Source organism: Thermogemmatispora sp. (assembly GCF_042408735.1).
GTDB lineage: Bacteria > Chloroflexota > Ktedonobacteria > Ktedonobacterales > Ktedonobacteraceae > Thermogemmatispora.
In genome coordinates this window covers 1-13,401 of sequence record NZ_JBHOQV010000034.1, presented here as the reverse complement: position 1 = coordinate 13,401, position 13,401 = coordinate 1, and the positions used below count along the sequence as shown (strand labels likewise).

Here is a 13,401-nt window from a genome sequence, read left to right as displayed (position 1 = left end):
ACTCAGCTCCAGGAAGAAAAGTCGACTGCTTGATACTCTTCCCTCTGGAGAGCGCCAGGCTCAGAGCCGGTAGCTGTGGCGCAGAGAGAGAGGAGAGAGAAGAAAGGAGCATTGTTCTCGTGCTTGATAAAGAGCGGAGTGAGGCCGTTGAGTGGCAGGCCTGGCCTCCCTCGGCAGACCTTCATAAAGGTCAGAAGAGGAGGTTTCAGCAGCAGGAACTGCTCATGTACGCGCCGGCCGCCGAGTGGTTGCCTCCGGCAGGCGACCGATTAGAGTATGGAGAGACTGAGGGAGCTGAGTCAGGCGCTTCGTCGACGGAGGCCATCTTAGGGATACTCTCGTACCTGGGGGGGTGGCTTTCGGGCCTGCTGGTCCTGCTCTTTGGTGGCAGGAGCCCCCTGGTGCGTTTTCATGCCCTGCAATCGTTCTTCTTTTTTGGACTGGTGACTCTTATCGATATAGGCATGCTGATGATACTCTTCTATACAGGCAGCCTCCCCCTCTGGCTGATCCCGTCAGGGCTGGTCTTCGTCGCCTTCCTCTTCTGGCTGCTGCTATTGGGGACGCTACAGGTGGTGGCCGTGACGGGCTGGCTCGTCGGCATGATTCAGGCCGCCCGCCGGCGCTTCTACCTGATGCCGGTGGTAGGCCACCTGGCCCTGGCTCTGGCTGGAGTGGAGCGGCGAGAGAACCTGTTGAAACCATAGCCTCCCGCCCGCATCTGCGGGCGGGCGTTTGCCTCTGGCTCCGAAGAGCCAAGGCGCTGGACTGCCTGACAGCTCGGCCGGACCATCCGTGATAGATCTGGCATTCTGAGCACGAGCAGTGGATACTTCTTGCCGATAGCGCAGGCAACGTTGGGCTTGGCATCGAGCTGGTAGCCAGACTGGCGGCATAAGCCGAGACGGTGAGCACGACGATCGACACAATCGGGATCGCCACTGCGCGCGCGAGCAGGTTGGCGAGGTCTGCCGGAAGCCACCCTGATAGCGGCTATGCCCCATGCTCGCGCTTTCTGCTCGATTAAACGAGAACAGGGGCGCGGCGCTCCAACTGGGTAGGCGGCCCTTCTGCTCTTGCTGCCCACTGTTGGCGGTCTCTCGGGGATCTGTCGGGTGGTCGAGAGTGATCGGGCCGCCAGGGGGAGATGTCGAACGAGGTACTGGCTCGACAGAGGGTCGGGATCTCTGCTGCGCTGAAACGGCTGCTCGTGGTGGAAAGAGATCAGCTTGCTTTACGGGCAACGGAGAGTGTTGTGAGATGAGAAAGGAGGGGCGCATTTCTCCCCGGAGCTGAAGCGAAGGGTCTCCTGCGCCTTTAGTGTGATGAAGAAGCTCTTGCTGGTTGAGGATGCACAGGATCTGGCCCAGCTCATTATTCGCGAGCTGAAAGCCGATGGCTACGATGTGCTCTATGCGGCGGATGGAGTAGAGGCCCTGCGCCTGCATGAAGAGCAGCGCCCGGCGCTGGTCATTCTGGACTGGATGCTGCCGCGCATGGATGGCCTGGAGGTGCTGCGTCGCCTGCGTCAGCAGGCTCCCACGCCCGTGCTCATGCTGACGGCCCGCGGCGAGGAGACCGATCGGGTGGTCGGTCTTGAGCTGGGGGCCGACGATTACCTGACAAAGCCCTTTAGCATGCGCGAGCTGCTGGCGCGGGTGCATGCCCTGCTGCGTCGAGCCGAGCTGATTCAGCAGATGCTACAGCGCGACCTGGAACGCGCCGAGCAGCCTCTCTCCGATGGCCGGCTCTGCCTGGATCCTCAGGCCCATCTGGTGACTCTGGACGGCCAGCCGCTCGATCTCAGTCCAACCGAGTTTGAACTGCTCCATCTCTTCCTGCGCAGTCCTGGGCGCGCCTTCAGTCGTGCTTACCTTCTTGATACGGTCTGGGGCGAGAGCTATGTTGGTGGCGATCGCTCTGTTGATAATACGGTGCTGCGCCTGCGCAAGAAGCTGGGGCCGTTGGGCGAGGCGATCGAGACGGTCTGGGGCGTCGGCTATCGCTGGCGCGCGCGTGGTCCTTCTCGCGGGGGGAGAGAGCTATGAACAAGGAACGAGCCAGTTTTTGGTTGGGAGCCAGAAGAAGGCGGGCTTTAGGCGAAGCCGTGCTGGTTGCGTTGCTGTTGAGCGGCTTGATTAGTATGATCTCTGGCACAGGAACAGGCCGCGAATTCAGTCTGGTCCTGTTGGCACCCTTCGGTCTGGGCTACTTCGCCCTGCGCGCCGAAGTTGGACCGCCGCCGTGGTGGCGTCGCTGGGGGAGAGATCTGGCCTGGGGCTTGCTGCTGTTGCTGCTGCTCAATGGGCTGCCGTTCCTCCTGCTGAGCCTGGAGATGTTGCTTGGGGCCTATCTTCTTGCTCCCAGCCTGACCTCTTTCCCCGCGATCTTGCTGGCGGCGGCCCTTATCGATTTGATTGGCTACATCATCTGGCGTGGCTTTCTGCGCCTGCTCGATCTCTGGAGCAATCTGCGGCGCAAACAACTGCTCTGGGCCTTGACCCATGCCCACGCTATGATGGTCCTGTTGGCTGCCGGACTGGTGATTTTCATCTTCGACCTGCTGGCTCTGGCCGGGCTGAACGATCTGGCGGTGGTCATCTCCTTCACGATGGTCCTGGTTGTCGTCTCGCTCATCGCCCTGCTGGCGGTCATTCCTCCGACCACCTTCTTCTCCTATCTGGTGATCCGTCGCACCACGGCCCGCCTGCGCGTGCTGGCGGAGGCGGCCCATGCTTTGCGCCTGGGCAATTACGAGGTGCGCGTGAGCGTCGAGGGCGAGGACGAGGTGGCCCAGTTGCAGGCTGACTTTAACGCGATGGCCGCCGAGCTGGCGCGCGCCCTGCAGGAGCTGAAGCAGGAGCGCGATACGGTGGCCGGGCTGCTCAAGACCCAGCGCGAACTGGTGGCCGCCGTCTCCCATGAGCTGCGGACACCGGTGGCGACTGTGCGTGGCTATCTGGAGGCAGCGCTGCGTCGCCTGGACCGCGGCGAGATGCCGGAATCCTTGCCGCGCGATCTGGAAATTATGGAGGCCGAGGTGCTGCGCCTGCAGCGGCTGGTCGAGGATCTCTTTGCGCTGGCCTGCGCCGAGATCGGACGCCTGACCCTGCGCTGCGCGCCAACCGATGTGGGTGAGCTGGCCCGTCGCCTGGTGGCGGCGCGCGCTCCTCTGGCCTGGCAGAGCGGACGCGTGCAGGTGGTGGCAGAGACGCCTCAGACGGGACCGCTGGCCCTGGTCGATCCCGAGCGTCTCGCTCAAGCCCTGCAGAATCTCCTCCACAACGGTGTTCGCCATACGCCGCCCGGCGGGATCGTGGCCGTGGCGGTCTCTCAGGAGGGGAAGGAGGTGGTGATCCAGGTACGCGATACGGGCGAGGGCATTCCCCCCGAGGAGCTGCCACGCATCTGGGAACGCTTCTATCAGGCGAGCAGCAAGTTGCGCCGCAATGGCAGTGGCAGCGGCCTGGGCCTGGCCCTGGTAAAGGAGTGGGTGGAGGCAATGGGAGGCAGGGTGGCGGTGACCAGCGTCCTCTCTGAGGGAAGCTGTTTTGTTCTTTACTTGCCCGCCGTTCTGGACGAGGCAAGCTCTGTATCAGTATCGCTGCCGGGGCGCTCGACCGGGCCTTCCCACGAACAGACCCCTCCCCCAGCCGATGAGCAACAGCTAGCCAGAGAAGAGCCTGCGGAGGTCGCAAGCTATGACCCGAGTCTGGCTCTCCTTCAGGGCCGGGCAGAGCCGCGCCAGCGGCTGGATTTCTTGTAGTCTGCTCGCTGTGATGCCTCTCCTCGTTATGGAAATAAAGTGTGTGTTTGTAGTGTTTTTCTTAATAGATGGAGTGAATGCACTGAAACCCACGCCGGTGATGGTGCGTGTGGCTAGATGAGAGCAGGTCGTGCCCGGCTCGCTGACGCGCAGGGTGGGGGGACGGGAGGCAAGACCTGGAGCGAACGGCGGGCGGGCGGGACTGGCCGGCTGCGAGTGCACAGTCCTCATGGAGGTACCTCATGTCCGAGCGTGTCCTGACCATTGCCGACCTCTGTACTGCCATTGCCGAGGGCCGAATCCCTGCCACTGTCAAAGGCTCCGCCTATCATGTTAACGCCCTGGAGCTGCGTCGCTATCTGAATCGCTTGCGCCCGTTGCCTTTTATTTCGGTCAGGCGTTCACTTCGCTCCAGCCCCGAGACCGGTCGTCATCGTGCCTCATAGCGGGGAGCATCCTCGCCCCGGCTGGTCCCTGGTCATGCCGCCACTGGATGGGGTGGGGTGATCCCCCTGGCAGCCGGACTGCCGCCGGCAGAGTTGCTTTCACGCTCAGGAAGCACTATAATAAGGGCCGGTGAACCGAACAAAACCTTGGCGCGAGGCTGCTCATATTGGCGCCGCTGGTTCACCAGGAACTGAGCTGAGAGCTGAAATCATCCGCTGTGGGCGCCAGGCGAGTCGATCAAGAATGGCTCGGCCAGCGCTCGCTGCCGTAGAAAGGCGTTTCATGGAGCCACTGGAGTCTGATTATACACCGCTACCGAGCCGGCGCCGGCGGGCCGCCGATCCAGCACGGCGCTACAACTGGCTCTACCTCTTCCCGGTCGTGGGAATTTTCATCGTGTTGCTCTTTGCCGCCGCCGGCCTCTTGCAATTCAGCTTGACCCCCATCGTCGACGGGCTGATGGGGTTCCTGGTGCTGCTGTTCGCCCTCTTCATCGTGGCTATTTTCTGGGCCGCCTCACCCAGGCGGGGCGAGCAGTCCTAGCGAGTGCCCTGGCTGGCGCTCAATCTTCTTCCTCCTGCCTCCCCTCGGGGCATGGCAGGCAGCGAGAGAAGAACAAGACGACAACAGGGTCGTCTCTTCTGCTTGCAGCTCCCCGGCTCTCTGCAACCAGGCACGTTGGCGCCTGGATCGGAGGCTTTCTCCCGCCCATAGTGGCATCGGGGATGCCTGCAAGCTGTGAAGAGCGACCCTGGCCTCTCTTTCTCTCGCTGTTTGGTTGGCGCATCTGCCCTCTTACCATCCCCTCACGGGCTGAGATCAGATTAGAACAGAGGTTGCCAGCCTTCAGCCGGCAGTGGCACCCCTGCCCGTTCTCCCCACAGTGCTCGAGCGATCAGTTCCGCCGACTCGACGAGACGCGGTCCCGAGCGGTTCAGGTAGTGATTGCCATCGATGAGGTAGACCTGTCTCTGGCGCACGGCGCGCAAAGCCGGCCAGGCGAGATGCTGTTGCAGCCTTGCGGCGTCTTGCCGTGTGCGCTCCACGTTGAAGCCGCAGGGCGAGAGGATCAGCACCTCCGGATCGGCCTGACCCAGCTCGTCCCAGCTAATCCAGGGGGCGTGTTGGCCGCTGGCGCTCAGCACCGGCTCGCCGCCGGCATAGGCCACCAGCTCGGGTGTCCAGTTGCCGGCCCCCATCAGGGGATCGAGCCATTCCAGTACGGCCACGCGCGGTGGCTGCCCGCGCTCGGCGCTGAGACGGAGACAGCGCTGGCGCAGCTCTTCCAGGCGCTGCTGATAGCCGGCGATCAGGGCCTCGGCCTCAGCTTCCCGCCCAAGGGCGGCCCCGACGCGCCGTAGATCCTCCCAGACATCGCTGAGACGATAGGGAGCCAGAGAGACGATACGGGGCTGCAGGCCGGTAAGCTGTCGCACCGCCTCGCTGACATCTCGCTCGCTGACGGCGCACACTTCGCACTGGGTCTGCGTTAAGATGACATCGGGCTGCAGCTCCTGCAGGCGAGCAATGTCAATCTGGTAAATGCTGAGTGCCTGCAGGGCTGCCGCGTCGCCGGTGCGGCGCGTTCCAGCGAGCTGCCGAACCTGGGCGTCGATGCCAGCGCTGCTGGCGTTGATATCGATCACCGGACGGCTCAAGGCCGGTAGGCGCTGGATCTCGGGCGGATAGTCGCACTCGTGGGAGCGCCCCACCAGTTGCTCTGTACAGCCAAGGGCGGCCACCATTTCGGTGGCGCTGGCAAGCAAGGAAACGATACGCATCGTTGCTCTCTCCCTTCTTGGGCCGGCAGCCTCCTCTGCAGTGAGATGCCCTCTGGGACGACAGGGCCGCCGAACCTCCAACAGGACCAGATGAGACCGCCTCACCTGGCCAACCAACCAATGGGCCGCTTGCGCTCGCTGTCCGCAGCAGGGTCGCGCTCGCGCTCTTCGACGCTCTCCCCAGCGCAGCGTGGAGAGAGCGAAGGAGGCGAGGCCTTCGGCCTGCTCGCCCTGGCGGAGAAGGAGCCTGCCTGGTCCTGCCTGGTCCTGCCTGGTCCTGCCCGGTCCTGCCCGGTCTGCTCGACTCAGCTCGTGACCTGATCTTTCTGGGCCTGCCAGCTCGCGGGCACTACGACTCGCAAGCGCTCGGGGGCGATGCGCACGGCGATCGGGGTCTGCCCCTTGACCTCGCCATCCAGCGTCACCTCGCAGGGTCCGGCTGGTGTACTGATAGTGACGCCAGCGGCCCGCCAGTGACGCACGCCGGGCAGGGCCGTCAGCTCGCCATCCACGCGCGCCGTTCCCTGTCCACTGCTGCCATCTGTACTCTCGGCGTTCTCACCCCCGCCGCTGAAGAGCTGACCGATGGCCGAGGCGATCTCCTTCCAGTCTGGTCCCTGTACGACTACAATATCGAGCAAGTGATCGCTGATGCTCGCCCCTGGAATGCTCAGTTGCAGTGGACCGCCGAAGACGGGGGCATTGATGGCGGCCACCTGCAGCACCTGAAAACGCAGCTCCTCGGCTGGCGCGGGTGGCTCCTGGCTCTGTTGGGCAGCCGAGGGAGGCTGTTCCTCGAAGTGCAGAACCACCTCCAGCGGCTCGTGAGAGCGCAGCGCTTCCAGCGCGGCCACCGGGTAGGTCATCGCACCGAACCGCTCGCGCATCTCGCTGCTAGTGGCGAGGCGAGCAAATTCCACGTTGAGGCCGATGGTGAGGGTATGACAGAAGTAGTCGCCCTCGGCGCTGGAGGTCCCTGCCGGGAGCGCCATGCCAACATCGACCGCTGCCTCGTGACCGGCCACAATCACCTCCACGGCCCCGGCCAGGTCCTGGGGAATGGTCAAGGTGCGGGCCGTGTCATTGGCCGTGCCCAGCGGCAGAATGGCCAGCGGCGGCCCTTCTTTAAGGACGTGTCGGATCATCCCTCCAACCAGGCCATCGCCGCCCGCCGCAATGGCCAGGTCAAAGCCCTGAGCGAGCCAGGTGGCTCCCTGGGGCGGTAACTCATTCAGATCTGTAATTGGCTCGATCCTCGCTACTTCGATGTCTGCCTCCTGCAGCAGCTTCAGGGCTTCTTCCAGTTGCGGCGCTCTCCCAGAATGGGGGCTGTGGATGACGATGGCTTTACGTTTGCCCGGCATTGGTTCCTCCCGACTCGTGTCTGAAGTCGCTTCCTGGTGGCTTCGCTGAGGAGTATATACCGCCGCCGAGCGTCCTGTAAACATGGGTAGATCTGCTGATGAGCGCCCTGCCCTGCCGGGGACGGCCCGTGGGGCCGCGATCCTTCCCTCGCCTGGGGTCTGCCCCTCCCCTCCGGGTGAGCGAGCCGTTGCTCTTGCAGCCTTGCCATTTTTGCCGGATAATAGGAACATCATTTCAGATTGGCACCGATGCCCACGCGCAGCGCCAGGCGCGCCCATTGCCTACCCGCCGCCGGGTGGGCACCATCCGCGGCTGCGATTCTCAGGAGGTTGAGTCACTGTGTCTGAGCATGAACAGGCATTTCAGGCGCCCACTCCTTCCCCATCTGCGACCCCAGCTCCGCTTCGCCTGGTTCCGCTCTCGCCCGGCCTGGCCATCGGACCCGTCTGGCTCTATCGCTCACCGGCGCTGCAGCAGCAGGCCCAGCCCCAGGCGGCGCCCACTGGCGCGAGCAGGCTGACGCCGGACCAGGTAGCGGAGGAGCAGCGACGCCTGCGGGCGGCGGTCGAGCAGGCTGTGGCCGAGCTGCAGACTTTGACTGCCCAGGTTGCGCGCACGGTGGGCAAGGAAGAAGCCGCTATTTTCGAGGCCCATCAACTGATTCTCCAAGACCCCGAGATCCTGGATGCCGCCATTGAGCGCATCGCGCAGCAGAGGCTGCCGGCAGAGCAGGCCCTGCAGGAGGTCGCCGAGGAGAATGCCCAACTCCTGGCGGCCCTCGATGACGAACTGCTGGCTGCGCGCGCCAGCGATGTGCGCGACGCCACCGGACGTGTGCTGCGCCTCCTCTCGGGGAGAGCCAACGCCTCCCCGCTTCCCAGTGCTGACAGCGTGCAAGAGCCAGTCATTCTGGTGGCCGATGACCTGACGCCCTCCGATACCGCAACCCTCGATCCGAAGCTTGTAGCCGGTATTTGCACCGTCCTCGGTGGCCCGACAACTCACGCCGCCATTATTGCTCGCTCCCTGGAGATTCCTGCCCTCAGCGGACTCTCGCCCGACCTCTTTGCTCAGCTGAGGCCGGGCCAGCGCATCGCTCTGGATGGCGGGCGCGGCCTGCTCTATCTCAACCTGGCGCCCGAGCAGGAGCGTGAGCTGCTCCAACAGATCCAGGAGCAGCAGCGGACGCGGACCCGGCAGCAGCAGGAGCGTGAGCGTTGGCGCGGACGCCCGGGCGCTACCGCCGATGGCGTGCCGGTGGCCATCTTTGCCAACGTGGGTGATGAGGAGGGAGCCGCGCAGGCCGCAACCCTGGGAGCTGAGGGCATCGGCCTGCTGCGCACCGAGTTTCTCTTTGGTGGCCGGATCCAATTCCCCGATGAGCAGGAACAGGAGCTGGCCTATAGCCGCCTCTTCCGCGCCTTCGCCGCCGGCCAGCCGGCGGGAAAAACCATCGTTGCCCGCACCCTCGATGCTGGGGCTGACAAGCCCTTCCCCGCCCTTGAGGCCCTCATCGGTGCATTGCAAGAGGCCAATCCAGCCCTTGGTCTGCGCGGGGCGCGCATCCATCTCTGTCACGAGGAGCTGCTCCGCCAGCAGCTACGGGCCTTGCTGCGGGCCGCTCATGCCACGGGAATCACGCTGCAGATCATGTTCCCCATGATTGCCACCCTGGAAGAGGTGCGGCGTCTGCGCTCCATCGCTCAGGCCGTGCTGGCCGAGCTGGAAGGGCAGGGGCTGCGCCTCCAGCCGCAGCCGGCGATCGGCATCATGGTCGAGACGCCCGCCGCGGCCCTGATGGCTGATGTTCTGGCGCGCGAGGTTGACTTCTTTAGCATTGGCACCAATGATTTGTACCAATATGTCATGGCCGTTGATCGCACTAATGGGCGCGTGGCCTCGCTCTTCGGACGCCTGGAACCGGCGGTCTGGCGGGCGATCGCCCAGGTGGCGCGGGCCGGCCAGCAGCATGGGCGCCTGGTGGCCGTCTGTGGTGAGCTGGCGGGTGACCCTCTGATTGGGCCGCTGCTGGTGGGATTGGGCGTACGCGAGCTGAGTATGAACCCGCCGGCCCTGCTGGCCGTCAAGGAGCGCCTGGCGCGCCAGCCGCTAACCTACTGGCAGGAGCAGGCCCAGCGCTTGCTGCAGGCCGAGACCGCTGCCGAACTGCAGCATATGCTAGAATCTATAGCGTAGGCGGGGCGGGCATGCACTCTCGGCCAGCCGGAAGCCGGCTGCTGCCCGCCTGGCGTAGCTGTCTGCCCCGCCCGCGTGCGGCGAGGAGCGGTCAACCAACCAGCCAGTCATGAGGAACAACGAGCAGCAGTGCTATAAGCTGTTAGCTGTGCAGGAGGAGGAGTAAGATCTGCATGGGTGTCATCCATCGGCTCCAGTCTCAGGAGCAGGGAGAACTACGCTGGGAAGGCGTAGCGGTGCGCGCCTACGGGCCGGAGAATAGCCGGGCGAAGGATGCCACGCGCCAGATCCTGATCGGCAACGATGAGGGAGCGCAGAACTTCCATCTGCGCTATTTTGCTGTCCAGCCGGGGGGGCATACCTCGCTTGACCAGCATGCCCACGATCACGGCGTTTATGTTCTGCATGGGCGGGCCCGCCTGCGCCTGGGCGACGAAGAGCACGAGGTGCGAGCTGGCGACGCCATCTATATTCCAGGCAACGAGATCCATCAATTCTTTGCTCTGGGCGACGAAGCCTTTGGCTTTCTGTGCGTCGTCCCGGCCAAAAGATGAGCGGGCGGGAGCGAGTGAAGGCGATGCGAGCCGTTGAGTATCACAGCAATCAGGACGTGCGGGTGGTGGAGGTCCCACGGCCGGCTATTGGTCCCGGCGAGCTACTGGTGCGCCTTGTCGCCTGTGGCATCTGCGCCAGCGATGTCATGGAGTGGTACATGCGCCCACGAGCCCCGCTCTATCCCGGCCATGAGCCGGTAGGAGTCGTCGAGGCCCTGGGGGAGGGGGTCGAGCAATTCAAGGTCGGCGACCGCGTCTTTGTGCACCATCATGTGCCGTGCATGGTCTGTCACTACTGCCAGCGCGGCGCCTTCTCGCAGTGTCCGACCTTCCGTGCCACGCGCCTCGATCCCGGGGGCCTGGCCGAATATATTCGGGTGCCAGCCCCCAACGTTGAGCGCGATGTCTTGCCGCTGCCCGCCTCTCTCTCGTTCGAAGCGGCCACCCTGATTGAGCCGCTTGCTTGCTGTATCCGCGGCATTGAGCGCGCGATGGTGCGGGCTGGCGATCGCGTCTTGATCCTGGGGGCGGGCAGCAATGGCATCATGCTGGCGCAGTTGGCGCGGCTGCGTGGAGCGGTACGTGTAATGGTAGTGGATCCGATCGCCTATCGGCGCCAGCGGGTTCTGGAGGCCGGGGCTGATCTGGCCTTTGATCCCGTGGGGGAACCGCTCCTGCCGCGCGTCCTGGCTGCCAACGAGGGGCGCAAGCCCGATGTCGTCATTGTGACTCCCTCGAAAGTAGAGGCCATGCGTCAGGGTCTGGAGCTGGTGGGACCGGGCGGGACGGTGCTCTTCTTTGCCCCGCCGCCGCCGGAGGAGCAGCTAACGGTGACGCCCAATGAGCTGTTCTTCCGCGAGATTACCCTGCGCACCAGCTACTCCGCCGGCCCTTATGAGACGCGCCAGGCCCTTGATTTACTGGCCACTGGCCGGATACGTGCCGAGAGCGTTATCACCCATCGTTTCCCCCTGCAAGAGGCGGCGCGGGCCTTCCAGCTCGTTGCCCAGCCGGGCGAGGCGCTCAAGGTCGTGATTATGGCCGCATCTCCCTCTGCCGCCTGATGTAAGCGGAGAGCGCCAGTGGCCAGGGCCGGGCGGCCAAAAACGGACGGCGCGGCGGCGGACTGCCAGGCGAGTGATGGCAACGAGGGCCAAACCTCACCTCACTCCGCTCATCTCATCGGCGTCATCCGGTGCAAGGAAGCACTATAATTCTTCACAGGAGAGAATGCTGGTCCGTGGGGCCAGCGGATCGGGACCGCCGGTGCCTCGCTCTCCCAAGAAAACCTGACTGAGCCGGGCACCTCCCGCGGTCCGCCAGCCTCAGCGAACGAGCGAACGCACATCAGCTTGCCCTGGGGGGGCAGTTGTCCTACAATAGAGCAGTATCCGTCGAGTAGCAAGAGAACGATAAACACACATAAGGAAGGCAAGAGGATTGGCTGATGACGACAACTCAGGCACAGACTCAGGTCGAGCAATGGACCAACCTTGCTCAGCAGTTGCGCGTAGATAGTATTCGCTGTACCACCGCGGCGGGTTCGGGGCATCCGACATCCTCGCTCTCCGCCGCCGATCTTATGGCGGTTCTGCTGGTCAGCTATCTGCGCTACGATTTTGACAATCCGCGTCACCCTAACAACGATCACCTGATTTTCTCCAAGGGCCATGCAGCTCCCCTGCTCTATGCCATGTACAAGGCCGCGGGCGCCATTACTGACGAGGAGCTGCTGACCCTGCGCAAGCGCGGCAGCCGCCTGGAGGGCCACCCGACGCCGGTCCTGCCCTGGGTGGAGGTCGCTACTGGCTCGCTGGGCCAGGGCCTGCCGATCGGAGTGGGGATCGCCCTGGCGGGCAAGTATCTGGATAAGCTGCCATATCGCGTCTGGGTGCTGTTAGGGGATAGCGAGATGGCCGAAGGCTCGATCTGGGAGGCCATTGAACATGCCGCTCACTACAAGCTGGACAATCTGATCGGTATTCTCGACTGCAATCGTCTGGGTCAGCGCGGCGAGACTATGCTGGGCTGGAACACAGCGGCCTACGCCGAGCGAGCCGAGGCCTTCGGCTGGCGGACGCTGGTGATCGATGGGCATAGCTATGAGGAGATCGATCGGGCCTACGCCCAGGCTATGAAGGCCGAGGGGGCGCCAACCCTGATCATCGCCCGGACGCTCAAGGGCAAGGGGGTCTCCTTCCTGGAGAACGCCGAAGGCTGGCACGGCAAGGCTCTCAGCAAGGAGCAGGAGGAGAAGGCGCTGGCCGAATTACCTCATGTGCGCAGCCAGGTCTTCACGGTCCAGAAGCCCGAGAACCTGCAGCCGGCTTCCGCCGGCGAGCGCAAACCTCTGGAGCTGCCGCGCTATGCCAGCGGCCAGGAAGTGCCAACGCGCCGGGCCTACGGCGACGCCCTGAAGGCTTTGGGCGCGGCCTATCCCGAGGTGGTGGCCCTTGATGGCGAGGTCAGCAACTCGACCTATGCCGAGGAGTTCGCCAAGGCTTACCCCGAGCGCTACTTTGAGCAGTATATTGCGGAGCAGCAGATGGTCGCGACGGCCATCGCTATGAGTGTCTGCCGCCGCATTCCCTTCGCCTCTACCTTTGCGGCCTTTCTGACTCGCGCCTACGACTTTATCCGCATGGGAGCCATTTCGCGCGCCAATATTCGCCTGTGCGGCTCGCATGCGGGGGTCTCGATCGGCGAGGACGGGCCGTCTCAGATGGGCCTGGAGGACCTGGCCATGATGCGGGCCCTCTTCGGCAGCACGGTCCTCTACCCCTGCGATGCTAACCAGACGGCCAAGCTGGTGGCCCAGATGGCGGAGCATGGGGGGATCGTCTACCTGCGCACGACCCGCGAGAAGACCCCGGTGATCTATGGTCCCGACGAAGAGTTCCCCATCGGCGGCAGCAGAGTGCTGCGCCGCTCCGAGAACGATCAGGCGACCATCGTAGCGGCTGGCATCACGGTCCATGAGGCCCTGAAGGCATACGAGTACTTGAAATCCGAGGGCATCCTGGTGCGCGTGATCGATGCTTACTCGATTAAGCCGATTGATGAGGAGACGCTCTTCCAGGCTGCCGATGAGACGAAGCAGCGCATCGTGACGGTCGAGGATCACTGGCCGGAGGGTGGCCTGGGCGAGGCGGTGCTGGAGGCCTTCACCCAGCGCGCCGGGGCTCTGCCACGGGTGGTGAAGCTGGCAGTCCAGGAGATGCCTGGCTCGGCCAAGCCCCAGGAGCAGCTAGAGGAAGCTGGCATCGACGCCCATCATATTGCTCAGGCAGTT

General features: G+C 64.2%; 11 protein-coding genes. 9 read left to right on the top strand and 2 right to left on the bottom strand.

The genetic code is table 11. The annotated features are described in order from the left end of the window. The first annotated feature begins 224 nt into the window (after positions 1 to 224). From ACFMO7_RS02300 to ACFMO7_RS02280, 5 genes are all read left to right on the top strand, one after another. The gene (locus ACFMO7_RS02300; RefSeq protein ID WP_376793916.1) at positions 225 to 707 is read left to right on the top strand and encodes a DUF4870 domain-containing protein; all 483 of its coding nucleotides are present in this window, start codon (positions 225 to 227) and stop codon (positions 705 to 707) included. A 630-nt stretch (positions 708 to 1,337) separates the two neighbouring features. Beyond that, positions 1,338 to 2,048, top strand: a complete 711-nt coding sequence (locus tag ACFMO7_RS02295) for a response regulator transcription factor (protein ID WP_376793915.1) — start codon at positions 1,338 to 1,340, stop codon at positions 2,046 to 2,048. Then, entirely contained in the window at positions 2,045 to 3,766 is a 1,722-nt protein-coding gene (locus tag ACFMO7_RS02290) for a sensor histidine kinase (RefSeq protein ID WP_376793914.1), read from the top strand. Before ACFMO7_RS02295 ends, ACFMO7_RS02290 begins: the two co-directional genes overlap by 4 nt. Before the next feature lie 242 nt (positions 3,767 to 4,008). Next, positions 4,009 to 4,212, top strand: coding sequence for a hypothetical protein (locus tag ACFMO7_RS02285; protein ID WP_376793913.1), 204 nt, complete (start codon positions 4,009 to 4,011; stop codon positions 4,210 to 4,212). Between the two features lie 283 nt (positions 4,213 to 4,495). After that, complete coding sequence (locus ACFMO7_RS02280; protein WP_376793912.1) at positions 4,496 to 4,756, top strand: hypothetical protein; 261 nt, start codon at positions 4,496 to 4,498, stop codon at positions 4,754 to 4,756. Positions 4,757 to 5,037: 281 nt separating this feature from the next. Here the strand turns inward: ACFMO7_RS02280 and ACFMO7_RS02275 are convergent, their stop codons facing one another. Further along, positions 5,038 to 5,994, bottom strand: a complete 957-nt coding sequence (locus ACFMO7_RS02275) for a cobalamin-binding protein (protein ID WP_376793911.1) — start codon at positions 5,992 to 5,994, stop codon at positions 5,038 to 5,040. 305 nt (positions 5,995 to 6,299) lie between these two features. Beyond that, on the bottom strand, positions 6,300 to 7,358 hold the full coding sequence (locus ACFMO7_RS02270; protein ID WP_376793910.1) for a diacylglycerol/lipid kinase family protein: 1,059 nt from the start codon (positions 7,356 to 7,358) through the stop codon (positions 6,300 to 6,302). Between the two features lie 340 nt (positions 7,359 to 7,698). Between ACFMO7_RS02270 and ptsP the strand changes: the two genes are divergently transcribed. The 4 genes from ptsP to ACFMO7_RS02250 all read left to right on the top strand — a co-directional run. Then, the gene (ptsP, locus tag ACFMO7_RS02265) at positions 7,699 to 9,555 is read left to right on the top strand and encodes a phosphoenolpyruvate--protein phosphotransferase (RefSeq protein WP_376793909.1); all 1,857 of its coding nucleotides are present in this window, start codon (positions 7,699 to 7,701) and stop codon (positions 9,553 to 9,555) included. 173 nt (positions 9,556 to 9,728) lie between these two features. Continuing rightward, a complete protein-coding gene (locus ACFMO7_RS02260; protein ID WP_376793908.1) occupies positions 9,729 to 10,109 on the top strand; it encodes a cupin domain-containing protein in 381 nt (126 codons plus the stop codon). Positions 10,110 to 10,132: 23 nt separating this feature from the next. Then, the gene (locus ACFMO7_RS02255) at positions 10,133 to 11,173 is read left to right on the top strand and encodes a zinc-dependent dehydrogenase (RefSeq protein ID WP_376793907.1); all 1,041 of its coding nucleotides are present in this window, start codon (positions 10,133 to 10,135) and stop codon (positions 11,171 to 11,173) included. A gap of 383 nt (positions 11,174 to 11,556) precedes the next feature. Continuing rightward, a partial coding sequence (locus tag ACFMO7_RS02250) for a transketolase (RefSeq protein ID WP_376793906.1) occupies positions 11,557 to 13,401 on the top strand: 1,845 nt, incomplete at its 3' end.